Here is a 24,617-nt window from a genome sequence, read left to right on the forward strand (position 1 = left end):
GCGACCCCGGGACCCCCCCCCCCCCCCCCCCCCTATTACCTATAGAAATGTCGGCGGCTCGCGCCGCCCCCGCCCCCCGGGGGGCGGCTTATCACGCGTCTGCCGGGCGTCTTGCAGGGGGTTTTGTCGAGAGTCTTGACGGGACGGCTCGACTGGCACACCATCGCGGCATCAATTTCCTATTTGGTTCAATGGGGGTGAGGAGGTGCGTCTCCGGACCAGATCTCTTCTGTCGGGAGTTGTCACCGTGGCGTTGCTGGCCACGGGTTCGACAGCCTGCACGCTCAAGAACTCGGGCGAGCCGACGGGCGGGCAGGCCCCCGCGTCCGCGCGGGCGGGCGGCGGCTCGGCCGTGCTCGCGGATGGATCCGCCACCAAGGTCGCGCTCGTCCCCGGCGGCGCCCACCCCTACTTCCAGCCGTGGAAGACCGCCGGCGCCCAGGCGAAGAAGACCTACCGGCTCGGGGACGTGAGGCCACTCGACTCGTGCGCGAAAACCAAACGCTCGTGATCGAGGACCTGACCGTACGGAACATGGTCAAGAACCGGAGTCTGGCCCGCGCCATCAGCGATGCCGCGTGGTCGGACTTCCGGGACATGCTGGAGTGCAAAGCCCAGTGGTACGGGTGGGACGTGGTCGCGGTCGACCGCTTCTTCCCCTCCTCCAGGCTGTGCTCCGCCTGCCGCACTCTGCGGGAGAAGATGCCGCTGCATGTCCGCACCTGGACATGCGACTGCGGCGCGGCCCATGACCGGGACGTGAATGCCGCACGCAACCTTCTGGCCGCCGGACTGGCGGTGACAGTCTGTGGAGCCGGTGTAAGACCTCAACGGAGCACTCCGGGCGGGCCGTCGGCGGCGAAGCAGAAAACCTCACAGCGCGAGACGTGATAACCCCCCTCCTTCAGGAGGGGGGAAGTCAAGCTGCCCTCGTTCCTCGGCTCGACGGCGTCGGACTGCGCCTCACCGCCGGGTCCGTCCACGCGCTGCTCGGTGGTGCACCAGGAGCGCAATCTGATTCCCGGCTTCTCGGTGGCCGAGAACATCACGCTGCAGAGCCCTCCCTCACACCAGGGTCGGTCATCGACCGCGCGGCGATGACCGACCCCGCGCTGCGGTGCCTCGGGGAGCTGGGCCTGGACCTCGACCCGGACCGGCCGGTCCGTGAACTGTCCGTGGCACAGCAGCAGTTGGCGGAGATCGCCAAGGCCCTGTACACCGAGAGCCGGGTGCTGCTCCTCGACGAGCCGACCGCTTCCCTCTCCCCGCGCGAGGCGGAGCGCCTCTTCGAGGTCGTGCGGCGGCTGAAGGCCCGGGGGACGTGTGTCGTCTTCGTCAGCCACAATGGAGGAGGTGTTCGCCATCTGCGACACCGTCACCGTGCTGCGCGACGGCGCCTCCGTGCTCGAATCCGCGCCGCTCGCCGAGCACACGCAGGACGACGTGGTCGGTCTCATGGTGGGCCGTGCCCACGCGGCGGCCGAGATGCGTCCCCGGGAGGTGGACACCACCGCGGCGCCGGTGCTCTCGTTCGACGGAGTGTCCACCGCCGCCGACCACCGGGACATTGGCCTGGACGTCCGGCCCGGCGAGATCGTCGGGCTGTACGGGCTGGTCGGCGCGGGCCGCAGCGAACTGGTCAAGGCCGTGCTCGGCCTCGACCGCGTCACCGGCGGCGAGATCCGGGTGCACGGCGAACCGGTGCGCATCACCTCTCCCCGGCAGGCGCTGCACTGCTTCGGCATCGGCTATCTCACCGAGAACCGCAAGGAGGAAGGGGTCTTCCTGGAGCAGCCCATCGCCCGGAACATCACGGTGACGGTGTGGAAGAGGCTGGCGAAGGCGTTCGGATTCGTCTCCGCGCGCGAGGAGCGGGACGTGGCGCACGACCTCGTCGAACGTCTCGGCATTCGCATCGCCGGGCTCGGCCAGAACGCCGGAGAGCTGTCCGGTGGCAACCAGCAGAAGGTGAGCCTGGCGAAATGGCTGGCGGCCGACACCCGGCTGCTCATCGTGGACGAGCCGACCGTGGGTGTCGATGTGCGCACCAAGCACGCCTTCCACGAACTCATCTGGGAGCTGGCCCGCGATGGCCTGCCCATTCTGCTGATCAGCAGCGACCTCGCGGAGATGATCACGCTCGCGGACCGGGTGGTGGTGATGGCCGACCACCGGATCCGCGGTGAGGTCGACAACGACCGCAACTACGAGCGGATGAGCGGCCGGATCATCCGCATCATCCACGACCGCGCCACCTCGGCGGTGCGCCCACGGGCGGTGGAGGCGTAACGCACCTGGCGCGGGTCATGGCGCGGGGCCCTGACCCACATGGCACGGGCCAGGTCAGGACTCCTCGTCCCGGCTGAGCTGACGCCCGAGGCTGCGGACGAGGTGCTTCGCCATCGCCTCGGCCGCGCGGTCGGCATTGCGGCGCAATATCGCGTGGACCATGCGCTGGTGCTCCGCGAGGGTCGGGTCATCGGCGCCGAGCTGGCTGCTCAGCCGGAAGATATGCAGATGGGAGTGGAGCCGTTCCACCGCGTCCGCGAGCAGCGGCCGGCCGGACGCCCGGACGATCGCGTCGTGGAGGCGCTGGTCAAGGGCGGCGAAGCCGCGGTAGGCCGCGTAGCGCCCGGCGGCGGTCCCCGGGTGGGTGTGCATCTCCTCCGCGATCCGCTCGATGGCGTCGAGCTGGTCCTCACTGGCGTTGACCGCGGCGAGGGCGGCCGCCCTCGGCTCCAGCAGCTGCCGCATCTCGAAGAGCTCCTCGAGCCCCTGCCGGGTCAGCAGCTCGGTGGTGCGGTACCCCGACAGCGGTCTCTTCACCACCAGACCGTCCGCCTCCAGCCTGGCCAGCGCCTCCCGGATGGGGGTCGGGGAGACGCTGAGGGAGCGGGACAGGGCCTCGATGCTGACGCGTGCGCCGGGGGTGATCTCATGGTCCATGACCATGGCCTTGATGTTCTCGTAGACGCTGTCCGAGAGCGCCTGACGGGCGGGCGGCACATCCCGTCCCTGTCCTTCCCGCGATGCCCCGGTCGCGGAGGTGTTCTGCGGCGGCATCCGGCCTCCTGCTGCTGATCGGGGCGTATCGCGGCAGCAACAGTTTACCCAGGTGAGGGACGCCGTTCAGGGGCGAGCCGAACCGGGCCCGGCCATCGCGGGCCCTGATCGGCGAGTGGCGTCACCGGTGCGGGGGCAGCGCCTGGGGGTTGGCGCAGTGGGCGAGCGGTCCGCCGCGCAGGAAGCGGGCCACCTCCGCCGCCACGATCCGGGCGGCCTTGTGGGCGACCTCGCGGCTGGCACCGGCGATGTGGGGCGTCAGGACGATGCCGGGTGTGGTCAGCAGCCGGGACTCGGCCGGGACGGGTTCGGTGGGGTAGACGTCGAATCCCGCGCCGCCCAGGTGTCCGGTGTCCAGGGCGTCGCACACCGCGTCGTAGTCGACCAGCGCGCCCCGGGCGCAGTTGACCAGCACCGCTCCGCGTGGCATGGACGCGATCCGGTCGTGGCCGATCATCCCGCGGGTCTCGTCCGTCACCCGGGCGTGGAGGGAGACGATCCGGGAGCGGGTGAGGAGTTCCTCCAGGGAGACCAGCCGGGCCACGCCCGCCACCGCGTCGGGCCGCACATAAGGGTCGTGGACGAGGACGGTGGCGCCCAAGGCGGCCAGGGCCCGTGCGACACGGGAGCCGATGGCACCGAAGCCCACCAGTCCGACGGTCGAGCCGTCGATCTCGATGCCGCAGTTGTCGTAGTCGTAGTAGTCGCCCCGCCAGGTGCCCCGCTTGAGGTCGGTGTGGACATCGCCGACACCGCGGGCGGCGGCGAGGATGAGGGCGAGGGTGTGTTCGGCGGTGGCCACGGCGTTGCGGCCGGGCGCGTAGCACACGGCCACACCGTGGCGGGTGGCCGCTTCCAGGTTGGCGTTGACCGGTCCGCCGCGGCTGACGCAGAACAGCTCGAGGTCGGGGCAGGCCCGCAGGACGCGTTCGGTGAGCGGGGCCATCTGTGTCACACAGATCCGCCGCCCGCGCAGCGCCTCGATGAGCTCCGCTTCGGTGCCGGACGCCTCGTCGACCTCGGCCACCTTGCCGAACGGCGTGTGCGGCCAGGGCAGCCGCAGCTCGCGGATGTCGAGTGCGCCGTGGCCGGGGACGGCGTTCCGCAGCTCCTCGGTGAGCAGTCGGGGCAGCACGAAGTGGTCGCCGGCGGCGAGGACGGTGGTGGGCACGGTGGCACTCCGGAGGAAGGGGTCAGTCGGTGGTCAGGGCCGGGGCGTTGAGCCGCAGCAGCGATGCCCGGCCGGCCCGTAGGCGCAGTTCGGTCAGGGCGCCGTTCTCCAGCCGGGGAAACACCTGGCGGTAGCGGGCGAGCGGAATGCCGAGCAACTGGCACAGGACCAGGCGGACGAGGGTGGAGTGGGCGACGACCAGGGCCCGTCCCTCGGGCACCTCATGGGCGATGTCCGTCAGACAGGCGATCGCGCGGTCGGCGGCCACGGCCGGGTCCTCACCGCCGGGCAGGTGGTGGGCGACCGGATCGGCCAGGAACGCGTCCAACTCCGCCGGGAACCGCTCCCGCATCTCCGCCCGGGTCAGCCCCTCGCCGCGCCCGAAGTCCACCTCGTACAGCCGCTCGTCGACGCGCGGGGTGAGGCCGAGCGCCGCTGCGGCGGGCTCGGCGGTGAGCCGGGCGCGGGACAGCGGTGAGCTGAGCACCGCGTCCAGCCGCTGTCCGGTGGCCCAGGCGCCGAGCTCGGCGGCCTGCTTGTGCCCGTGTTCGGTCAGTGGCACATCGGTGCGTCCGGCGTAGCGGTTCTCCGCGTGCCACACGGTCTCCCCGTGCCGTACGAGGACGAAGTCGGTCACTGGTCGGCCTTTCTGTGGGCGTGGGCGGCCACCTCCGGCTCCAGCCAGCCCCGGCGGACCAGTTCGTCGACGAAGCCGAGGTAGACGGGGAGCAGCCGTGCGGTGCGGGCGGGATCGGGATGCAGTCCGACTCCGTCGCGCACCATGGAGGCGGCGGCCCGCTCCAGCGTGACGCCCGAGGCGGTGGCGGCGAGCACCGCCATGCCGACGGCGCTCTCGGCCTGCTCGGGCAGGGTCACGCTCCGGCCGAGGAGGTCGGCGCGCAGCCGCGACCAGTAGCGGTTGCGGGCGCCGCCGCCGGTCAGGCTCAGCGGGCCGGCCACGGGAGCGCCGATGTGATCCAGGTGGTCGAGGCAGAGCCGCTCCACACAGGCCACGCCGAGCAGACAGGCATGGAACTCCTCGGCCGCGCCGGAGGGTTCGCCCAGGACGAAGGGGCGCGCGTCGGGCGCGCGGAACGGAAAGCGCTCGCCCCGCTCGCCGACGAGCGGGTAGACGACCGCGGTGGAACCGGTCGCGGCGGCCGCTTCGGTGAGGGCGTCGAGGTCGGCCCCGGGGAAGCGGCGGGACAGCACGCCCGCACCGCTGCTGGAGGCACCGCCGGGCAGCCAGCCGCCACCGGGCCCGCGGTGGCAGTAGACCACCCCGGCGGGGTCGTGCACCGGACGGGGACTGGCGCCCTTGAGGACCAGGGTGGTGCCCAGCACCGAGTTCCAGGCCCCCCGGGCCGAGCGCGCCCGCCCCGATCTGGGCCGCGCAACCGTCGGTCATCCCCGCGACCATGGGTGTGCCGGCGGGGATCCCGGTGACGGCGGCGGCCCGCGCGCAGACCGTGCCGATCACCGTGCCGGGCCGTACGACCTCCGGCAGCAGGCCATCGGGGACGCCGAGGGCGGCCAGCTCCTCGGCGGGCCAGCGGTCGGCGAGCAGGTCGTAGCCGGTCTTCAGGGCGTGGCTGGCGTCGCCGGGGGTCTGTTGTCCGGCCAGCCGCCAGGTGATCAGGTCGGCCTGGTGCAACAGCCGGGCCCCCGGCGGGACATCGGTGTGCTGGAGCAGCCACAGGAGTTTGGGCAGGGCCCAGGACGGCTGCATGGTGCGGTAGCCGAGCCTCTCCCAGACGGCGGCGCCGACGGTGTTGACGCGGTCGGCGTGGACCGCGGCGCGCCCGTCGTCGTACATCAGGGCCGGGGTGAGGGGCGTTCCGGACGGGTCGGCGAGGAGGACGGTCCCGGAGGTGGCGTCCACCGCCACACCCCGCACCCGCCCGTCGTCGATGCCGCTGAGGGCCTCGCGGCAGGCGGCACCGGCGGCGGACCACCACTGCTCGGGGTCCTGTTCGTGGCGTACGCCGGCACGGTGGCCGGTCAGGGGGCGGGAGGCCGCGGCGAGCAGCTTCCCGGTGCCGTCCACGGCGACCGCGCGCACGCTCTGCGTACCGAGGTCCAGACCGAGATGGACGGCGTCGGGGGAGAGGGCGTCAGACATGCGAGGTTTCCGGATGGGGGCCGTGGGGGCGCTGAGCGGGGGTGTCCATGGGCGGTCGGGCCGGCGACGGGCCAGGTCCCTGGGACGGCGACCAGCCCAGGGACCGGGCCGCGTCCCGCCAGGCCAGGTGTGCCGCGGACAGCTCGTCGTAGAGCGCGGCCCGGTCCGGGTCAGGCGCCCAACTGGCGGCCATACGGACGTACTTGGCGGCGGCCTCCTCCATGCTCCGCTCGGCGCCGGTGAGCACCAGACCGGTGAGGAAGGCGCCCTTCGCGCCCAGCTCGGTGTCGGTGCCGCGCGCCGTCGGGACGCCGGTGGCATCGGCGATGAGCTGACACCAGCGGTCGCTGCCCGCGCCTCCGCCGCACAGCCGCAGTTCGTACACCTCGGTTCCGGAGGAGCGCAGGCAGTCCCGTACGACGAGGGACAGCCCCTCGAAGACCGCACGGGCCAGGTCGGCGCGGGTGTGGTCCAGCGACAGGCCCCAGAAGGTGCCGCGGGCCCGTCCGTCGAGAAACGGCGCACGCTCCCCGGCGGGTGAGAGATAGGGGAGGAAACCCAGCCCGGCGGCGCCGGGTTCGGACGCGGCGGCGAGGTCGCCGAGCGCGGCGGGGCTCTCGATGGCCAGCGTCCGGCACGCCCAGTCCAGCACCTCGGTGCCCGACAGGGTGGGAAGGGCGCGCAACAGGCGGTCGTGGCGGCCGAAGGCGATGGTGATGCCGCACGGCTCGCCCGAGGTGTCCACGCCTCGGCGCACCACCTCGGTGCACAGGGTGGTGCCGAGGATGGCACACGCCTGTCCGGGGTCGACGACCCCGGCGCCGCGGGCGGTGGCGGCGATGTCGTAGGGGGCCATCACGACGGGAAGGCTGGTGGGGAGGCCCAGTTCGTCCGCCGCCCGGTGGGTGAGCTCGGCGACGCACTCGTCGTGTCCGAGGACGCGCGGCAGCAGCCGACGGGCCCACGTCAGGCCGAACAGGTCCACGATCGCCGGGTCGTACGCGCCCGTGGCGTGGTCGAGGAAGGGCGCCGACGCGTCGGAGGCGTCGATCGCCGTGACACCGGTGAGCTTCAGGAACAGCCAGCCCGCCGCGGTCAGCGCGGTGTGCGAGCGCTCCAGGCGCGCCGGGTCGTGCTCGGCGAGCCAGGTGAGCACCGCGTTCGGCATACCCGCGCAGGTGAGGGAGCCGTTGCGGCGGTACGCCTCGGCCAGGACGCCATCGGCCTGCCAGCGCGCGAGCAGATCACCGGCGCGCCCGTCGGACCAGAGGATCGCCGGGCCGGTGGGGCGGCCGTCGCCGTCGACCAGCCAGCAGCCGTCCCCCTGGGCCGTGAACGCGACCAGCCGCACCGCGTCGTGCCCGGGTCCCAGCTGGGCCAGGGCGCCGCGCACGGTGGCGGCGACCCCGCGCCACACGGCGTCCATGTCCTGCTCGGCCCACCCGGGGTGCGGTCGCAGCACCTCCGTACCGATGCGGGAGACCGCCACTTCCCTTCCCTCGGTGTCGAACACGACGGACTTGATGACCGACGTGCCGACGTCGACAGTGAGAACCGTCATGACCGAAATACCTCCCACGAGCCTCAAGCCCGAGTCGGAGACCTTCACCACCCCGCCGACCCTCTGGGGCTCCGCGCTCCGGTGGCAGAACTACACCGACGTCTTCAGCTATCTGCCGTTCGCCCGCTTCATCCTCAACGGTGTCCTCGTCGCCGCCGTCGGCACCGCCATCAACGTGACCGTCGCGGCACTCAGCGGATACGCCTTCTCCCGGCTGCGCTGGCGCGGCCGGAACGTGGTGTTCCTGCTGTTCCTCGCGACCCTGATGATCCCGCAGGACGTCCTCGTCATCCCGATGTACATGATGATGCAGAACCTCGGATGGGTGGACACCTTCCAGGCGCTCATCATCCCGTGGGCGTTCACCGCGCTCGGCGCGTTCCTGCTGCGCCAGTTCTTCCTGACCGTTCCCCAGGAGCTGGACGACGCGGCCCGGGTCGACGGCGCCGGGACCGTGCGCACCTTCCTCAGCGTGATGGTGCCCCTGGCCCGGCCCACCCTCGCCGTGCTCGCCGTCTTCACCTTCATCAGCTACTGGAACTCCTTCCTGTGGCCCCTCGTGATCGTCGACGATGTCAACGCGCGGGCCACCATCCCGCTCGGCCTCCAGGCGTTCTTCGGACAGCAGGGCAATGAGTGGAGCCTCGTCATGGCGGCCTCGGTGATATCGATGCTGCCGACCGTGATCATCCTCGTCCTCCTCCAGAAGCACCTCGTGCGCGGCATCGTCACCAGCGGCCTGGGCGGCCGCTGACCCCTGTGCGCCTTCTCTTCTCCGGGAAAGGAATCCCTCTCGATGGCCATCCCCGCCTGGTTCACCGAAGACCGCTTCGGCATGTTCATCCACTGGGGCCTGTACGCCCTGCCCGCCCGCCACGAGTGGGTGAAGAACCGCGAACGCATCACGGACGAGGACTACGACCGCTACTTCCGCCACTTCGAACCGGACCTCTTCGACCCCCGCGAGTGGGCGCGGTCCGCCAAGCGCGCCGGAATGAAGTACATGGTGCTCACCACCAAGCACCACGACGGCTTCTGCCTGTGGGACTCCAAGCTCACCGACTACACCTCGATGAACACCCCGATCGGCAAGGACCTCGTCGCCGAGTTCGTCGAGGCCGTGCGCGCCGAGGGACTGCGCGTGGGCTTTTACCACTCGCTCATCGACTGGCACCACCCGGACTTCGTCGTCGACGGCCTCCACCCGCGCCGTGACGACCCGCCGGAGGAGATCAAGCGGCTCAACGAGGGCCGTGACATGGCCCGTTACCGCGCCTATCTGCACGGGCAGGTCGAGGAGCTGCTGACCGACTACGGCACCATCGACTACCTCTTCTACGACTTCTCGTACAAGGACGACGACCACCACGACGTGTGGAACGGCAAGGGCAAGGAGGAGTGGGGCTCGGAGGAACTCCTCGCGCTCACCCGCAGGCTGCAGCCCGAGATCATCGTCAACGACCGGCTCGCCATCCCCGGCGACCTCGTCACACCCGAGCAGTACCAGCCCGACAGGCCCATGGAGGTCGGCGGGGAGCCGGTGGTGTGGGAGGCGTGTCAGACCCTCAACGGCAGCTGGGGCTACGACCGCGACAACCTCAATGTGAAACCGGTCGACCTGCTGGTCCGGATGCTCGTCGACGGCGTCGCGAAGAACGGCAACATGCTGCTGAACGTCGGCCCGACCGGACGCGGTGACTTCGACGCCACCGCCCTCGCCACGCTGGAGGGGATCGGTGCGTGGATGTCCCGCCACCAGCGCTCCATCCACGGCGCCGGCCCCTCCCCACACCGCGCCCCGGTCGACACCCGCTACACCCAGCGCGGCAACCGCCTCTATCTGCACCTCTTCACCTGGCCCTTCGGCCATGTCCACCTGCCGGATCTGGCGGGCAAGGTCGAGTACGCGCAGCTCCTGCACGACGCGTCCGAGATCAAGTACCGCGAGATCGACCCGTCGGTCAAGGCGCAGAACACCGGCCTCGGTGGCCAGCCGCCCGGCACCCTGACCCTGACCCTGCCCGTCGTCCGCCCCGAGGTGGCGGTCCCGGTCGTGGAACTGTTCCTGCGCCAGGACATCTGACACTCGATCGGGGGGCGGACCCCCTCACCTCCGGTGAGCTCAGAAGCGGCCCGCGCGTCATGACGTGGTGTCCGGGGCACCGGTCATGACGACCGGGCCGGGAACGGGAGCGCCTCGGCCGCCGTCACCTCGTCCCCGGCCCGTACCCCGTGCAGGACGTGGGCCAGCACCTCGGCTCCGCGCACCACGCGCGGGCCGGGGCGGTTGAAGTAGGCCGGACCATCCAGCACCCAGACCCTCCCGGCCCGTACGGCGGGCAGGTCCGTCCAGCCCGGCAGACGGGTGAGCAGGTCCGTCTCCCGCAGGGTGCGCTCGGGCGGGAAGCCGCACGGCAGGACCAGCACCACCTCCGGCCGGGCGGCGCGCACCGCCTCCCAGGTCATCGGGCTGGTGTGCTGACCGGACGCGGCGAGCAGCGGTTCGCCTCCGGCGGTGGCGATCTGGTCGGGGACCCAGTGTCCGGCGGGCCACAGTGGGTCGAGCCATTCGATCGCCACGACCCGGGGCCGGGCCCGGCCCGCCACCGCCTGACGGATCCGTTCGAGGCGGTCGCGCAGATGGGCCCGGCGCCGCTCGGCGCGCTCGCGCACGCCGAGCAGCTCGCCCACCGTCACCAGGCAGTCCAGTACGTCGTCGAGCGTGTGCGGCTCCAGGCTGAGGACGCGGGTGCCGGCGTCCAGCAGCCGGACGGCCCGGCTGACCTTCCGGTACGACACGGCGCACACCTCGCACAGGTCCTGGGTGAGCACCACATCGGGGCGCAGGGCCGCCAGCGCCTCGGTGTCGAGGGTGTAGAGCGACGACCCGGAGTGTGTCGCGCCGCCGACCGCGTCGGAGATCTCCCGGCTGGTGAGGGCGTCCTGGTCGAGGCCGGTGGCGGTCACCACGGGGAGGTCCGCCACCGCTTCCGGCGGCCAGTCGCATTCGTGGGTCCGTCCGGCCAGATGCTCGGCGAGCCCGAGGTCGGCGACGATGTCGGTCGCGGCGGGCAGCAGGGAGACGATGCGCATACCGCGACTGTAGGCGGGTGGTCCGGGGCATCGGTGACAGGCGGCGCGCGGTCGGCGGCGCGCCGGTGGTGTGGCGCCGTCAGATGGCCGTGGCGCGCCGTGGGTCGGTGCGGTGACGTACCTCCTCCGAGGACCCGGGGTCGTTGGGGCGGTCCAGGGAGCGCCACCACCGCGCCACTTCGGCGCCGGTGGCGAACCACACGTCCCGGCGCCGCCGCATATACGCCAGGAGCTCCTCCAGCACCCCGATCCGGCCCGGTTTGCCGATGCAGGACGGCTCCAGGGTGATCACACAGCACAGCCCGTAGCTGTGGTACGCGTCGAACTCGGCGCACCAGTCGTCCAGGGTCTGCCCGTATCCGGCGATCCGGACCTGACCGGCGGGGTAGGCCGGTCCGTAGTTGAACATGAAGCGGGGGAAGTCATTGAGCTCCCAGTGGGCCGGAACGTCCACCAGCGGGGCGGCGCCGGGGCCGGTGGCCGGGTGCAGCAGGGTCGGCCGGTCGTCGCCCCGGGCCAGGGAGGTCCAGGTGAAGCCCAGTTCGCCCAGCACACCGGCGGTGTCGTCGCCGATCTCAGCGGAGGGCGGCCGGAAGCCGGTGGGCCGCCGCCCGGAGATGTCCTCCAGCACCCGCGCGGAACGCTCGATGGCGCGGCGCTGCCCCTCGGCGTCGAGGGTCGCGTAGTCCTCCAGACCGTCGCCGCGGGAGGCGATCTCATGGCCGCGGGCGGCCACGTCCCGTACCGTCCCGGGATAGCGCTCGGCCACCGTCGCCGGGATCATCCAGCTGGCGCGCACTTCGGCCGCCTCGAGGGCGTCGAGCATCCGGGGAGCGCCGCGCTTCGGGCCGTACTCGCCCATGGACAGGGTCTTGGGCCGCTCGTGGCAGGACTCGTCCAGCCGCAGCCAGAACAGCTCCGCGTCGAGGTTCACCGTCACCACGACCGCGCACCGGGCGCCGTCCGGCCAGGGCGGGTTCTCCTCCAGCCGGGGCCGCGCCTGCTCGCTCCTCACCGCGTTCTCCTTCCGTCTCGTCCCCGCGTCTCAGTGGCGTGTCCGCCACCACTGGGCGATCTGGCTTCCGGTGGCGAACCACACATCGTCATGGGAGCGGATGTGCTCGATCAGCCGGCGCAGCAGCAGCACCCGGCTCGGCTTGCCCATGACTTCCGGGTGCATCATCAGGACGTAGCACAGCCCGTAGCGGTAGTAGCCGTCGAACTCCCGCCGCCAGTTGTCGAGGGTGAGCTCGGTGCCGGCGATCCGGTCCTGGCCGCGCGGCTCCGCCGGGACGTCGTTGTAGGCGAACTGGGGGAAGTCGTCCAGCTCCCACTGCGCGGGGATCTCGACGAGGTCCGTGTCGCGCCCGTCGATCCGCCAGCGGTACGGGCGGTCGTCGCCGCGCATGGAGCTGGAGTAGGAGAAGCCGAGATCGCACAGCAGTTGGGGGCTGTCGGCGCGGAAGTCACCGGAGGGGGTGCGGAATCCCACGGCCGTGGTGCCGGCCACCCGCTGGAAGATCTCCTGGCTGCGCTCGATCAGCGTGCGCTGCTCGGCGATGGTCTTCGAGTAGTACAGCTCGTGCATATAGCCGTGGTGGCCCAGCTCATGGCCGCGGTCCGCGATGGTCTTCAGCAGTTCGGGCCAGCTCTCGGCGGTCCAGCCGGGGACGAAGAAGGTGGCGGGGATCCGGAAGTCCGCCAGCAGGTCCAGGATCCGGGGGGTGCCCCGGTGCGGGCCGTAGGCGCCGAGCGAGAACAGCCGGGGGGAGCGCCAGATGTCGGGGGCGTGGCCGAGGTTGGCCAGCAGCGCCGGGCCGTCCACGTCGAAGCTCAGCATCACGGCACAGCGGGCGCCGCCCGGCCATCGGGGGCGGTCGACGGCCCCCGGCCGGGGCCGGTAACCGGGCGTCGGGGCAGCGGAAGTGGTCATGGAACGCTCCGTAGTGTCTGCTACGAACTTGTCGTGGATGCGACGCGAGGAAAGTAGGATGCGCTACGCACGCACGTCAAGAGAGGGCAGCCCATGGAAATGGCGGAGATCCCGGAGGGTGCGCCGCTCCAGCAGCGGGTGGCGGCCGCCTGGCCGCGGCTCGCTCCCGCCGAGCAGAAGGTCGCGGCGTTCCTCAGAGAGCATCCGCAGGAGGTGGGCTTCTCCTCCGCCAGCGAACTCGGCGCGCTCACCGGCACCAGCGACGCCACCGTGGTCCGCACCGCCAAGGCCCTCGGCTACAGCGGCTTCACCGGTCTCAAGCACGCCGTGGCCCGGTCGCTCGCCACCTTGATGCGGCCCTCCGCGCGGCTGCGCAGCCGCGTCGAGCACATGGCCGGATCCACCGAGGAGTTGCTGGACCGGGTCTTCGAGGACGCCGCCGAGGTCATCCACGAGACCCGGCGCAGCCTGCGCGCCGACGCCTTCGCCGCGGCCGTGGAGCGGCTTCTGCCCGCCAAGGAGGTCATGGCCTTCGGCGCCGGGCCGTCCGGCATCATCGCCGAGTACCTCGCGCTGAGGCTCAACCGGCTGGGGCTCAAGGCCCGTCACACGGCGGACATGGGCTTCAGACTGCCGGACGCGCTGGTGCCGCTCTCGGCGGACGACGTCGTGGTGATCTTCGCCCCGGCCCGGCTCTTCAAGGAGATCGAGGTCATCATCGACCATGCCGAGGGGGTGGGCGCCCCGGTCGTCCTGATCACCGACGCCCTCGGACCCGCGCTCGGCGACCGCGTGGCCGTCACCCTCCTCGCTACCCTCTCCGCCTCCGGGGCCACCCGCGAGACACTCGGCTCACTGGCCGTGGTCGACGCCCTGGCCCTGGCCGTGGCCTCCCAGTTGGGCGAGCGCGCGCTGGAGACCTCCGAACTGCTGACCCGTCTGCGCGGCCACTTCCTGCCGCCCAACAGCCCCCATTACGGCCGCGATGAGTGAGGTTGTGCGCGTCCTGTCGGCGTCTCACCAGGTGGGCGGTCTTGGCCAGACATCCGACACGCGGTACCGTCGGTGCGATATCGACGATGGTCTGACGGAAGCCGGTGGGAATCCGGCACGGTCGCGCCACTGTGAACGAGACGTATCCGAAGGGGACGTTCCGTGAGTCAGACCCGCAGCCATCGTCCTGTGCACCACCGAGATGGGACGCGAACTCCCTAGTAGGAGGCCACTGCCATGGCGCAGCATGTCGCCCAGCCGACAGCCACCACTCCCGCCCTCCCCGCCACGCTGCCGCTGAAGGCGATAGCTCCCTGGGCCGTCTTCTTCGGCATCCTGATGCTGGTTCTGCTGTACTTCGTCGGCGCCGAGCAGGGCGCCACCGCGGTCGTCTCCGGCGAGGGCGTCCACGAGTGGGTGCATGACGCCCGCCATCTGCTCGGCTTCCCCTGCCACTGACGCGAGGGACGCCGCACCCCCATGAATTCCGCAACAGTAAGAAACCTGCTGGTGCGGGGCATGCTCGCCGGTCTTGGTGCCGGTGTGCTCGCCCTGATCGCCGCCTATTTCCTCGGTGAGCCGAGCGTCGACCGCGCGATCGGCTTCGAGGAGGCCCACGCCCCCGCGCATGAGCACGAGGTCGAGATCGTCTCCCGTAGTCTGCAGTCCACCGCGGGCCTGGCCACCGGTGTGCTGATCTACGGGATCGCGTTCGGCGGCATCGCCGCCCTCGCCTACTGCGTCGCCCTCGGCCGCGTCGGCCGCTTCACCCCGAGGGCCACCGCGCTGCTGCTGTCCGGCTGCGCGCTGCTCGCGGTCTATGTCGTGCCGTTCCTGAAGTACCCGGCCAACCCGCCCGCCGTCGGCAACGGCGACACCATCAGCAAGCGGACGATCCTGTATTTCCTGATGATGGTGCTCAGCGTGCTCCTCGCGATCGCCGCCACCATCCTCGGCAAGCGGCTCGCCCCGAAGCTGGGCAGCTGGTACGCCACCGTCGCCGCGGTGGCCGCCTTCGCCGTCGTCATCGGGGTGGCGTTCGCCTTCCTGCCCGTCGTCAACGAGGTCCCGGCGGACTTCCCGGCCACCGTCCTGTGGCGGTTCCGGCTGTCCGCCCTCGCCATGCAGGTGATCCTGTGGGGTGGCTTCGGTCTCCTCTTCGGCGAACTCGCCGAGCGGATGCTGAACCCCAAGCCGGCGAAGGCCGAAGAGAGCCGGGCGATGGCGGCCGCCCCGAACTGACCACACCGAGACGCACGAGGGCCCGCGGAGAGATCCGGGGCCCTCATGCGTTGTGAGGACACCCGGGGCACCCGAGCGGGGCGCCTGGAGTCACTTCCGCGGGGACAGGTGCCGCAGTCCGTTCTCCAGCAGCGCGAACGCGTGCTCCGCGTCGGCCACCGCACCCGCGTAGCGCTCGTCGGCCGGTTCCCCGTACGTCACGCGTGCGGTGTTGTCCTGTGCCAGTGACCACTGGACGGCGACGATCTGGACGGCGGCCAGCCGCGCGGTGAGTTCCGGGGTGTCCGCCGTCTCCCGCAGCGCCTGCGCGAGCGCGCGTTCGGCGCCGTCCTTGAACCGCGCCATCCGGGCGACCAGCGAGGGTGAGTCGAGGATCATCCGGGTGAGCTTGACGATCTGGGGATGGTCGTTGAGCCCGGTGATCGGGTCCCGTTCGCGCAGGCCCTTGAGGAAGTGCTCGCGCAGCGCGGTCAGCGGGGCGGTGCGGGGCGGGCGGGCCCGTACGACGCGGGCGCTTTCGGTCTCGTGGTCGGCGAGACGGTGCACCACGAGGTCTTCCTTCGCCGGGAAGTAGGCGAAGAGCGTGCGCTTGGACACCTCGGCCGCCTCGGCCACCTGGGCCACCGAGACCTGGTTGAAGCCGTGTTCGAGGAAGAGCGTGATCGCCGCCTCGGAGATCGCGGTGTGGGTCCGCTGCTTCTTCCGCTCCCGTAGCCCTGGCTTGCCGTCCACGACGTCCACCGTAGCAGAGTAATTGCCCCCAGGAGATTTCTGCACCTGGTATACATATAGACCGAGGCGAGAAATCGAGGAGGGGTGACCGTGTCGACGGAGAAGACGGAGCCGATGGCGATGACGGAGAGCGCGACCGACGTCGTCATCGTGGGCGCCGGCCCGACCGGGCTGATGCTGGCGTACGAGCTGGCGCTGGCCGGGGCCGAGACCCTGGTGCTGGAGAAGCTGCACCAGCGCATCGAGCAGGTGAAGGGCGGCGCGATCCAGCCCCGTACGGCCGAACTGCTGCAGTCGCGGGGGCTGTTGGAGCCGATGCTGCGGCGGGCCACCCCGCGTGACCCGGTGGGTGGGCACTTCGCGATGCTGCCCGTGCCCTTGGACTGCACCCCCTGGCGGACCAGGCACAACGGCCCGATCGCCATCCCCCAGTGGAAGATCGAGGAGGTGCTCGAGGAGCGGGCGACCGCCGCGGGCGCGCGAGTTCTGCGCGGGACCGCCGTCTCGAAGGTGGAGTCGGACGAGGACGGCGTGGTCGTGACGGCGGACGGCCTGGAGGTGCGGGCGCGCTATCTGGTGGCGTGCGACGGCGGTCACAGCACGGTGCGGAAACTGCTGGAGCTGCCGTTTCCCGGCCGGGCCGGGACTCATCAGGCGGTGCTGACCGACATCCGGCTGACCGCGGTGTCCTCGCTGGTGCCGAAGCAGATGGGGCACATCAGCACCATGACCCGTCAGGTGGGCGGCTACTGGGCCATGCTGGTCCCGGTCGGCGGCGACCTGTACCGCTTCACCTTCGGTCACGCGGACCAGGTGGACACCGCCCGCGACGCCCCCGTCACCCATGAGGAGATCGCCACCGCGCTGCGGGAGGTGTACGGCGAGGAGACGACCCTGGGGGCCGTGGACAACTCCTCGCGCTTCAGTGACGCCACGCGACAGCTGGAGCAGTACCGCGTGGGCCGCGTGCTGTTCGCGGGCGACGCCGCCCATATCCATTCGCCGATGGGCGGCCAGGGGCTCAACCTCGGTATGCAGGACGCGATCAACCTCGGCTGGAAACTGGCCGCGGTCATCCAGGACCGGGCGCCGGGCGGCCTCCTGGACAGCTACCACGCCGAACGGCATCCGGCCGCGGCCCGGGTCCTGCACCACACGGCGGCCCAGCGGGTCCTGGCGGACACGACCCCGAGCGAGGACGTGACCGCCCTGCGCGACATCTTCATCGACCTGCTGCGGCTGCCCGACACCAACCGCCACCTCGCGGGGCTGATGTCCGGCCTCTCGCTGCGCTACGAGCTGCCCGGCGAACATCCCCTCACCGGGCAGCGCGTGCCGGACGCCGACCTGGTCACCGAGGCCGGCGCCACCCGGCTGTCGGCGCTGTTCGGCTCGGGCCACGCCGTTCTGCTCGATCTGGCCGGAGCCGTCCCGGACGACCTCCGGCTCCCGCCACGCGTCGACCTCGTCCGGGCCACCTGCGCAGACGACCTGGGCGCCGTCGCCCTGCTCATCCGCCCCGACGGCTATGTGTGCTGGGCGGCGGACACCTCGGCCGCCTGCGACGAGACCCTGCTCGCCACCATCGGAGGCGGCTTGACGAAGGTGCACTGAGCCGGGCGCGTCAGGCGCTGTGCGGGCGGTGCCTGTCGGCGGCCAGTGCGATGAGTGCCGCCGGGTCCCGGAGCGCTCCTCCGGGGTGGCGGGGGACAGCAGCAGCGCGAAGGCGTACGCGCTGAGGACGACGGTGACCATCAGGGCGGAGAAGGCCCGGCGTGCCTGGTACTCGGCGTAGAGCGGGGTCGGCGCGCTGGATCCGGCCGGCAGGCCGATGAGCACGGAAGCGTGCGGGGCGAAGGCGCCGCCATGGAGTTGGTGGGCGGTGGGGTGCTCAGTCGTCCAGGGGGAGCAGAACGCGGAAGGTGGCGCCCTCGTCCGGGGCCGTAAGCACCTCCACCCGGCCGTGGTGGGCCGTCACCAGGGAGTGGACGATCGCGAGGCCGAGCCCCGCGCCTCCGCTCTTGGTGCGGCCGCGGGCGTCATCCGCACGGTAGAAGCGGTCGAAGGCGCGGGCGGCCTGCTCCTCGGACATCCCCGGACCCGCGTCGTGCAGCTCCAGCACCGCCAGACCGTCCTGGGTGCCGACGCCGATCCGGACCGGGGTGCCGGGCGGGGTATGCGCCACCGCGTTGCCGACGAGGTTGGAGGTCACCTGGCGCAGTCTCGCCTCGTCGCCGAGCACCGGCGCGCCCCCCGGCGGCCCGCCGCCGGGGCCGGTGAGGGTGACAGGGCGTCGTGGATCGAGCGCGCGCAGGTCGTGCAGGGCGTCGACGGCCAGCGTGCGCAGGTCCATCGGGGTGGGATGGAGCGGGAGGTCCGCGGCGGCGGCGTACTCGTCGAGGCGGGCGAGCAGCAGCAGGTCCTCGACCAGCCGGACCAGCCGTGCCGCCTCCCGCTCGATACGGCCCATCGCGGCGTCGACATCGGCGCGCTCGGGCATGCCGCCCATCCGGTACAGCTCGGTGAACCCCTTGATGCCGAAGAGCGGGGTGCGCAGCTCATGGCTGGCGTCCGCGATGAAGCGGCGCATCCGCTCGGCGGCGGCCGCCCGCGCCGCGTCGCTCTCCTCGACCCGGTCCAGCATCCCGTTGAGCGCCGCGGCCAGACGGCCGAGTTCGGTACGGGATGCGGCCAGCTCCGGGACGCGGCTGGACAGATCGCCGTCCGCGATCGCCGCCGCGGTGGTCTCGACCCGGCGCAGCGGGCGCAGCCCGGCGCGTACGGCGAACCACCCGGCCCCGCCGAGCAGCGCCAGCACCAGGGAGTCGATGAGCAGCATCCGGGTGCCGAGCTGTCTGATCGTCGCGTTGACCTGGATGAGGGAGGCCGCGATGACGACGCTGGGGGTGCCCTCGGCCCGCTTGCGCTGTTCTCCCGGCGCGTTGAGCGGTACGGCGATCGCCCGCCATGCCTCACCGCCGTCGGCGGCCGGGGCCTCGAAGGGCCGACGGCCGCGCTCGCCGACCGCCGCCGCGTCGAGCGGGGGCAGGGCGGGAGCGCTGTGCGCCGCGGGCCGGATGACCTGCCGGACGCGGCCGTTCGGGCCGAGGGAGGCCAGATAGACATCGCCGGTCAGCTGCCGCTCCACGGTGTCGCGCACCCGCGATGTCCGATCGCCCGCCATGTCGGACGGGTCGGTGAGACGCGCGGTGACCGTGGCGGCGGTGCGGAGCCGGTTGTCCAGCTGATGCACCAGGTCGCGCTGGAGCAGGACGACGGCCAGAGCGTTGCTGCCCAGCAGGGCGACCACGAGCAGCATCAGGGCGATCGCCAGCAGCCGGCCGCGCAGCGAGAGCCGACCACGGAGCGAGAGCCGACCGCGCTCGGGGTTCTCGTTCACCGTGGTGGCCTCCGCAGCACATACCCGGTGCCGCGCACCGTATGGATCAGTTTCGGCTCGCCCAGGTCCACCTTGCGCCGCAGATAGCTGATGTACGAGGCGACGATGCTGTCGTCGCCCCCGAAGTCGTACTGCCAGACCAGCTCCAGGAGTTGGGACTTCGACAGCACCTGTCCGGCGTTCTCCATCAGCACGCGCAGCAGGCTGAACTCGGTCGGGGACAGCCGGACCGGCTGCCCGCCCCGGACCACCTGATGGCTGTCGGGGTCCAGCTCCAGATCGCCGACGATCAGCCGGCCGTCGGACTGGCGGCCGCTCACGCGGCGCAGAATGGCCCGGATGCGCAGGACCAGCTCCTCCAGGTTGAACGGCTTGGTGACGTAGTCGTCACCGCCCGCCCTGAGCCCGCTGATCCGGTCCTCGGGCGCATCGCGGGCGGTGAGGAACAGCACCGGGGGATGGCCCGCCGCGGCGAGCGGATGCTGCCCGCGCAGCCGGTGGACGACCTCGAAGCCATCGATGTCGGGCAGCATCACATCCAGCACGATCAGGGCGGGACGCCGCTCCCGCACCGCGGCCAGCGCCTCTTCGCCGGTCGCGACCGCGACCACGGCGAAGCCCGCCAGCCGCAGACTCGCGGAGAGCAACTCGCGCAGCGTCGGCTCGTCCTCCACCACCAGCAGCCGTTCCGATGCCGTCATCCGTCCCGTCCCCACCCGATCGTCCGTCGTCCCCTGGCCTTCCGTCAGGCGTCGCGTCGGCGGAAGACGATGAACGCCGCGGTCAGCAGGGCCGCGACACACCCTGCCATGACGGCGAGCCCGGACCAGGGAGCCAGCAGCGCCGGATCGCGGTAGCCGGTGATGATCTGGCCACCCGCGATGGGCGGCCAGTACTTCGCCACCCAGTCGCCGACCGCCCCGGGCAACGCCGGCGCGAACGCCTGCACGATCAGCATCGCGCCGAACAGGGTCGTCACCGTCGCTGTCGTACTGCGGATCACCGCGCCGATCGCGAGGCCGAACAGCGCGGCGAGCGTCAGATAGAGCCCGCCGCCCAGAATGCCGCGCAGTGCCTGAGGATCGGACAGGCCGAGGTGCGGGGCGTCCGCGCCCGCCAGCGCCGCCTGCCCGACGAGAAAGCCGCTGACGGACACCAGCAGCCCGACCGGCAACGCGACCCCGACCAGGACCGCGGCTTTGGCGGCCAGCACCCGGGCCCGGTGCGGTACGGCGGTCAGCGTGCTGACGATCGTGCGGGCGCCGTACTCGGAGGTGATCGCCATGCCGCCCAGCAGCCCGAGGGCGATCTGCGCCACCAGATAGCCGCGCAGGCTGGTGGCGAGCGGATCGAAGGCGGCCCGGTCGGCGGCGGTCATGGTCGCGTAATCGCTCCCGGCGGATGTGCCGTTGAGCGAGGCGAGGCCCATGCAGAACGCCAGGGTGCCGAGGATGACGTAGAGGGTCGAGCGCATGGTACGGATCTTGATCCACTCGGCGTGCAGAGAGTGGCGGAACGTCGCCCGGCGCGTCGGTGCCGGAGGTGTCCGGTGTCCTTGCGACCGGTCGGGCGTCCGGCGGCGTACCCGGGCTCGATGGCCGGATCCGAACAACCGCCGACCGCGCGGCTCGTGGCCCTTCGCCGTCCGGGCGTCCGCGGCGCTTCCGCTCATGAACTCGTCTCCTTCGCGGTGTGGTACTCCAGGGCATCGCGGGTCAGGTCCATGAAGGCCTGCTCCAGCGACGGCTGCCGGGGCGTCAGCTCATGCAGCTCCACCGCACCGGCCGCGGCCAGCGCGCCGATCTCGGCCGCGTCCACCCCGGTCACCACCAGGCCGTCCGCGCCGTCCGCACGCACCTCCGCCGCCGCCGAGGACAGCAGCCGGCGCAGCGATTCCGCCTGCGGGCTGCGCACCAGGACCTCACGGCCCGAGTGCGCGTCGATGAACGTGGCCATGGCGGTGTCCGCGATCAGCCGTCCGCGGCCGATGACGATGAGGTGGTCGGCGGTGAGCTCCATCTCGCTCATCAGATGGCTGGACATCAGCACCGCGCGCCCCTCGGCCGCCATCCGCCGCATCAGCCCGCGGATCCAGACGATCCCCTCCGGGTCGAGACCGTTGAGCGGCTCGTCGAAAACGAGCACCGGGGGGTCGCCCAGCAGCGCCGCCGCGATGCCGAGGCGCTGCCGCATGCCGAGCGAGAACGTCCCGGCCCTGCGGCGAGCCACGCCCTCCAGACCCACCTCCGCCAGCACCTTCGCCACGCGGCCACGGGAGATCCCATTGCAGGCCGCGAGAGCCAGCAGATGGTGGTAGGCCGTGCGGCTGGGCAGCACCGCGCCCGCGTCCAGCAGCGCGCCGACGGCCTTCAACGGCGCGGGCTGCGCGGAATACGGGCGCCCGCCAACGGTGGCGGTTCCCGAACTCGCGGCGTCCAGGCCCAGGATCATCCGCAGCGTGGTCGACTTGCCCGCGCCGTTGGGACCGAGAAACCCGGTCACCTCCCCCGGGCGGACGGCGAAAGTCAGGCCGTCGACGGCCACCACCTTGCCGTAGCGCTTGGTCAGTCCGCTTACTTCGATCATCATGACTCCAGAGCCGAGGCGTGTGCGCGGTGCCGCTGCGTGCGCAGGAGGACGACGACCACCACGGCGGCGGCCACGAACGCGATGGCCGCCATGGCGATGTAACTGTGCACACCCAGCGCCGAGTTCACCGTGTCTCCGTCCACGACCGTGTTGGTGGACTTGAGTACGGCCGAACCCACGAACTTCAGGATCACCGCCCCGGTCGCCACCATCACCATGACCATGCTGGACACCACACCCTGCCGTTCCGGAGGTGCGAGCGTCGCCGCCATGTTGAAGCCGGCGGTCACGAGCGTTCCCGCGGTGAGGCTCAGCAGGAAGGAGCAGACGACCGCGAGGGGGAGCACGGAGTCCCCGAGGAACATCCCGATGGTTCCCACCGTTCCGATCGCCACTCCGCCCGCCAGTGCCACGGCCGGTCCGACGCGGGTGCTGAGCACCCCGGCCAGGGTGCCGCCGAGCACGATGCCGATCGCCGGTATGCCGTACAGCAGGCCCAGTGCTCCCGGGGCGGCGAGTCCGTACCCGAGGTCCTGATCCGCCGAGACCTTGGCGATGAGGCCGAAGAGCGTGAGCATGCTCTGGTACGCGCCGGTTCCGAAGACCACCACAAGCAGCGTGAGCACCAGCGGCCTGCCGAGGTTCCTGATGTCGATCACGGGCTCGGGAATCCGGCTCGCCACCAGGAACCACCGGGCCAGTGCCGCGGCGCCACCGACGAGGAGGGCGAGCGGGCCCACGGTGAACCAGCCGAACTCCGACCCGAGGCTCACATAGCTGAGCGCCGCCGCCAGCCCGCCACCGAGGAGAACGGCCCCGGCGATGTCGACCTTGCCCGGTGTCCTGATCGTGGACTGGGGAACGAGGCGGTGCACCAGGACCGCCGCGATGGCCGCGAAGATCGCCGACGCGACGAACACGCTCCGCCAGCCGAACGCCGCGGCCGTCAACTCGAAGAGGGCGGGCATGACGATGCTGAGGAGTGCGGAGCCGGAGGTCACGATGCCCGTGACGACCATCGCCAGGTCCGGTGCGCACATGTCGCGGATGAGGGCGACCGTGAGGAACACGGCTCCCACGGCCGCCCCCTGGAGCAGGCGGCCGAAGATGAACACCCAGAGGTTGGGAGCGACGAGGCACACCAGGGCACCCGCCAGGGCGGTGAGCAACGTCGCCACCAGCACTCTGCGCTTGCCGTGGATATCGGCGCTCTTTCCGAGCAGTGGCGCCCACATCGCCCCCGCCAGCAGCGAGCTGGCGTCGATCCACGCCGACTGATCGGTGCCGAAGTGGTCGAGCATCTCGGGAAGGACGAGCAGCGGTGCGGTGACGACGGTGTCCACCATGGTGTTCACCAGAATCAGGATGGCCACCTGGCCGATGAGCCGTCTGTTCCACCTCGTGTGCTTGTGCTGTTCGCCGCTGAGCGGTCCTGCGCCGGTGATGGTGCCAGTGCTCGTGCCGGTGCCAGTGCTCGTGCCGGCGCTGCCAATGCTGCCGTTGGGCATGAAGCGCTCTTCCTTCTGTCCCTCTGGACCTGGTTGCGGTCGCCGATGTCGTCGTGGCGCGTCGCATCACAGTGATCCGCGGTTCTGGGACAGCTCTGCACGAGTCTGGGTGTCGCGTAAGAACCGGAAGTCGGGTCCGGGGGAAACCGGCAGGTCGCGGCAGCCGACCGGCCGGTGATTCACAGAAACTCACAGAAAGCGGCTGCCCGCGGCCCGCTTACGAGGCGTCGTCGGCGATCCGGTGTCGTAGCTGGTCGTAGGCCCAGGCGGCGAGGGTGGTCGGGGTGGTGGTCCGGAGGGTGCGGGGCTGCTCGGGCACGAAGTCTTCGCGTAGGCCGGTCGACATGCCGATCACGGCCTCGACCAGACTCTCGGTCATCCCCGCCCGGCGGAGCCCCGCGCGCATGGCGTCGTCGGTGATCCGCTCGACGCCGATCCGCCGACCCGTGGCGGCGGTGAGGATGTCGCCGACCTGTCGCCAGGTGAGGTCGGCGGGCCCGTGAACCGCCTGGACGACCCGGCCGGACCAGGCGGGGGACAGCAGACGGGTGGCGGCGACCTCGGCGATGTCGCGTGGCGCCACCCACGCCATGGGCTGGTCGAGCGGCAGGATCACCTGGAGGGTGCCCGCGCGCAGGGCTTCGAGCTCGAATTCGAGATTGCTGAAGAAGTAGCCGCAGCGCAGGTGGGTGACGTCGACGCCCGTGCCGTCCAAGGCGATCTCGGTCTGTGCCAGGCCGTCGATCTCACCGGCACCATGACGCTTCTCGGCGCCGACGCTGCTTTGGAACACGACGCGGCCGATCCGGTTCTCGGTGACGGCGCGGACCACGCCGCTGGTGGCGCGGGCGTATTCGCTGAGGGGATCCCCGTGGCCACTGGTCGGGTTCACCCAGAACAGCGCGTCGACGCCGCGGGTGGCGGCCACCACCGCGTCGGGGTCGTACTGGTCGACCGGCACCGCGTCCACCTCGTCCCGGACATCGGGTGCCAGCCGCCCGGGGTCGCGCAGCAGGACGCGCGGCCGGACCCCGGCGCGGACGAGTGCGGCGACGACGTGGCGGCCGACGTTTCCGGTCGGGGTGGTGACGGCGATCCGCATGGTTGCTTCCTCTCATCGATGGCTCGACCGCACCCTAGGAACCAAGGTGGCCCGAAGCTGTCCTCCTCTCCTGGAAGGCTGAGGGAATGGAGCTCGATCCCACGATCA

22 protein-coding genes, 3 pseudogenes and 1 riboswitch are annotated in these 24,617 nt (G+C 71.5%); of the genes and pseudogenes, 10 read left to right on the forward strand and 15 right to left on the reverse strand.

From position 1 onward, the window contains the following. Window positions 1–381 precede the first annotated feature (381 nt). From ACFXB5_RS06460 to ACFXB5_RS06470, 3 genes and pseudogenes are all read left to right on the forward strand, one after another. A pseudogene (locus ACFXB5_RS06460) lies at window positions 382–891 on the forward strand (RNA-guided endonuclease InsQ/TnpB family protein); the annotation flags it as partial. A 206-nt stretch (window positions 892–1,097) separates the two neighbouring features. Then, a pseudogene (locus tag ACFXB5_RS06465) lies at window positions 1,098–1,286 on the forward strand (ATP-binding cassette domain-containing protein); the annotation flags it as partial. A 67-nt stretch (window positions 1,287–1,353) separates the two neighbouring features. Further along, entirely contained in the window at window positions 1,354–2,289 is a 936-nt protein-coding gene (locus ACFXB5_RS06470; protein ID WP_385203151.1) for an ATP-binding cassette domain-containing protein, read from the forward strand. A 54-nt stretch (window positions 2,290–2,343) separates the two neighbouring features. Here the strand turns inward: ACFXB5_RS06470 and ACFXB5_RS06475 are convergent, their stop codons facing one another. From ACFXB5_RS06475 to ACFXB5_RS06495, 5 genes and pseudogenes are all read right to left on the reverse strand, one after another. Continuing rightward, window positions 2,344–3,063: a GntR family transcriptional regulator gene (locus tag ACFXB5_RS06475; RefSeq protein ID WP_385203153.1), complete on the reverse strand. Its 720-nt coding sequence runs from the start codon at window positions 3,061–3,063 to the stop codon at window positions 2,344–2,346. A 121-nt stretch (window positions 3,064–3,184) separates the two neighbouring features. Then, the gene (locus ACFXB5_RS06480) at window positions 3,185–4,234 is read right to left on the reverse strand and encodes a 2-hydroxyacid dehydrogenase (RefSeq protein WP_385203156.1); all 1,050 of its coding nucleotides are present in this window, start codon (window positions 4,232–4,234) and stop codon (window positions 3,185–3,187) included. A 22-nt stretch (window positions 4,235–4,256) separates the two neighbouring features. Further along, window positions 4,257–4,871: a histidine phosphatase family protein gene (locus ACFXB5_RS06485; RefSeq protein ID WP_385203159.1), complete on the reverse strand. Its 615-nt coding sequence runs from the start codon at window positions 4,869–4,871 to the stop codon at window positions 4,257–4,259. Beyond that, window positions 4,868–6,356 (reverse strand): annotated as a pseudogene (locus ACFXB5_RS06490) (FGGY-family carbohydrate kinase). Before ACFXB5_RS06490 ends, ACFXB5_RS06485 begins: the two are co-directional and overlap by 4 nt. Beyond that, on the reverse strand, window positions 6,349–7,917 hold the full coding sequence (locus ACFXB5_RS06495) for an FGGY-family carbohydrate kinase (protein ID WP_385203162.1): 1,569 nt from the start codon (window positions 7,915–7,917) through the stop codon (window positions 6,349–6,351). The pseudogene ACFXB5_RS06490 and the gene ACFXB5_RS06495 overlap by 8 nt, the downstream one beginning before the upstream one ends. Between ACFXB5_RS06495 and ACFXB5_RS06500 the strand changes: the two genes are divergently transcribed. Together ACFXB5_RS06500 and ACFXB5_RS06505 are read left to right on the forward strand one after the other, a co-directional pair. Continuing rightward, on the forward strand, window positions 7,916–8,671 hold the full coding sequence (locus ACFXB5_RS06500; protein WP_385203165.1) for a carbohydrate ABC transporter permease: 756 nt from the start codon (window positions 7,916–7,918) through the stop codon (window positions 8,669–8,671). The two genes, ACFXB5_RS06495 and ACFXB5_RS06500, sit on opposite strands and share 2 nt — an antisense overlap. 42 nt (window positions 8,672–8,713) lie before the next feature. Beyond that, window positions 8,714–10,000, forward strand: a complete 1,287-nt coding sequence (locus tag ACFXB5_RS06505) for an alpha-L-fucosidase (RefSeq protein ID WP_385203168.1) — start codon at window positions 8,714–8,716, stop codon at window positions 9,998–10,000. Between the two features lie 83 nt (window positions 10,001–10,083). Here ACFXB5_RS06505 and ACFXB5_RS06510 read toward each other — a convergent pair whose 3' ends face one another. The 3 genes from ACFXB5_RS06510 to ACFXB5_RS06520 all read right to left on the reverse strand — a co-directional run bounded on the left by ACFXB5_RS06510 (window position 10,084) and on the right by ACFXB5_RS06520 (window position 12,943). Further along, complete coding sequence (locus ACFXB5_RS06510; RefSeq protein WP_385203171.1) at window positions 10,084–11,010, reverse strand: cobalamin-binding protein; 927 nt, start codon at window positions 11,008–11,010, stop codon at window positions 10,084–10,086. 79 nt (window positions 11,011–11,089) lie between these two features. Further along, the gene (locus ACFXB5_RS06515; protein ID WP_385203174.1) at window positions 11,090–12,025 is read right to left on the reverse strand and encodes a polysaccharide deacetylase; all 936 of its coding nucleotides are present in this window, start codon (window positions 12,023–12,025) and stop codon (window positions 11,090–11,092) included. Between the two features lie 30 nt (window positions 12,026–12,055). Further along, window positions 12,056–12,943 (reverse strand): polysaccharide deacetylase, encoded by an 888-nt coding sequence (locus ACFXB5_RS06520; protein WP_385203177.1) that lies wholly within the window; start codon window positions 12,941–12,943, stop codon window positions 12,056–12,058. A 99-nt stretch (window positions 12,944–13,042) separates the two neighbouring features. Between ACFXB5_RS06520 and ACFXB5_RS06525 the strand changes: the two genes are divergently transcribed. From ACFXB5_RS06525 to ACFXB5_RS06535, 3 genes are all read left to right on the forward strand, one after another. After that, window positions 13,043–13,936, forward strand: a complete 894-nt coding sequence (locus ACFXB5_RS06525; protein WP_385203180.1) for a MurR/RpiR family transcriptional regulator — start codon at window positions 13,043–13,045, stop codon at window positions 13,934–13,936. A 44-nt stretch (window positions 13,937–13,980) separates the two neighbouring features. Beyond that, window positions 13,981–14,132: riboswitch (cobalamin riboswitch) on the forward strand. Window positions 14,133–14,173: 41 nt separating this feature from the next. Further along, window positions 14,174–14,395, forward strand: coding sequence for a CbtB-domain containing protein (locus tag ACFXB5_RS06530; RefSeq protein ID WP_201850408.1), 222 nt, complete (start codon window positions 14,174–14,176; stop codon window positions 14,393–14,395). Between the two features lie 21 nt (window positions 14,396–14,416). Next, a complete protein-coding gene (locus tag ACFXB5_RS06535; RefSeq protein ID WP_385203183.1) occupies window positions 14,417–15,178 on the forward strand; it encodes a CbtA family protein in 762 nt (253 codons plus the stop codon). A gap of 90 nt (window positions 15,179–15,268) precedes the next feature. Here ACFXB5_RS06535 and ACFXB5_RS06540 read toward each other — a convergent pair whose 3' ends face one another. Then, window positions 15,269–15,910, reverse strand: a complete 642-nt coding sequence (locus ACFXB5_RS06540; protein WP_385203186.1) for a TetR/AcrR family transcriptional regulator — start codon at window positions 15,908–15,910, stop codon at window positions 15,269–15,271. A 120-nt stretch (window positions 15,911–16,030) separates the two neighbouring features. Between ACFXB5_RS06540 and ACFXB5_RS06545 the strand changes: the two genes are divergently transcribed. Together ACFXB5_RS06545 and ACFXB5_RS06550 are read left to right on the forward strand one after the other, a co-directional pair. Then, a complete protein-coding gene (locus ACFXB5_RS06545; protein WP_385203404.1) occupies window positions 16,031–17,524 on the forward strand; it encodes an FAD-dependent monooxygenase in 1,494 nt (497 codons plus the stop codon). A 28-nt stretch (window positions 17,525–17,552) separates the two neighbouring features. After that, window positions 17,553–17,705, forward strand: coding sequence for a hypothetical protein (locus ACFXB5_RS06550; protein WP_385203189.1), 153 nt, complete (start codon window positions 17,553–17,555; stop codon window positions 17,703–17,705). 96 nt (window positions 17,706–17,801) lie between these two features. Here the strand turns inward: ACFXB5_RS06550 and ACFXB5_RS06555 are convergent, their stop codons facing one another. The 6 genes from ACFXB5_RS06555 to ACFXB5_RS06580 all read right to left on the reverse strand — a co-directional run bounded on the left by ACFXB5_RS06555 (window position 17,802) and on the right by ACFXB5_RS06580 (window position 24,509). Continuing rightward, window positions 17,802–19,229 (reverse strand): ATP-binding protein, encoded by a 1,428-nt coding sequence (locus tag ACFXB5_RS06555; RefSeq protein WP_385203406.1) that lies wholly within the window; start codon window positions 19,227–19,229, stop codon window positions 17,802–17,804. A 77-nt stretch (window positions 19,230–19,306) separates the two neighbouring features. Then, window positions 19,307–20,011: a response regulator transcription factor gene (locus ACFXB5_RS06560; protein ID WP_385203192.1), complete on the reverse strand. Its 705-nt coding sequence runs from the start codon at window positions 20,009–20,011 to the stop codon at window positions 19,307–19,309. Between the two features lie 44 nt (window positions 20,012–20,055). Next, window positions 20,056–20,982: an ABC transporter permease gene (locus tag ACFXB5_RS06565; RefSeq protein ID WP_385203195.1), complete on the reverse strand. Its 927-nt coding sequence runs from the start codon at window positions 20,980–20,982 to the stop codon at window positions 20,056–20,058. Next, entirely contained in the window at window positions 20,979–21,896 is a 918-nt protein-coding gene (locus tag ACFXB5_RS06570) for an ABC transporter ATP-binding protein (RefSeq protein ID WP_385203409.1), read from the reverse strand. The genes ACFXB5_RS06565 and ACFXB5_RS06570 overlap by 4 nt, the downstream gene beginning before the upstream one ends. Further along, window positions 21,896–23,407, reverse strand: coding sequence for an MFS transporter (locus tag ACFXB5_RS06575; protein WP_385203198.1), 1,512 nt, complete (start codon window positions 23,405–23,407; stop codon window positions 21,896–21,898). The genes ACFXB5_RS06570 and ACFXB5_RS06575 overlap by 1 nt, the downstream gene beginning before the upstream one ends. A gap of 217 nt (window positions 23,408–23,624) precedes the next feature. Continuing rightward, a complete protein-coding gene (locus ACFXB5_RS06580) occupies window positions 23,625–24,509 on the reverse strand; it encodes an NAD(P)H-binding protein (RefSeq protein WP_385203201.1) in 885 nt (294 codons plus the stop codon). Window positions 24,510–24,617 lie beyond the last annotated feature (108 nt).

Origin of the sequence: Streptomyces sp. NPDC059455 (assembly GCF_042750115.1) — a bacterium.
Taxonomy (GTDB): Bacteria; Actinomycetota; Actinomycetes; order Streptomycetales; family Streptomycetaceae; genus Streptomyces; species Streptomyces endocoffeicus.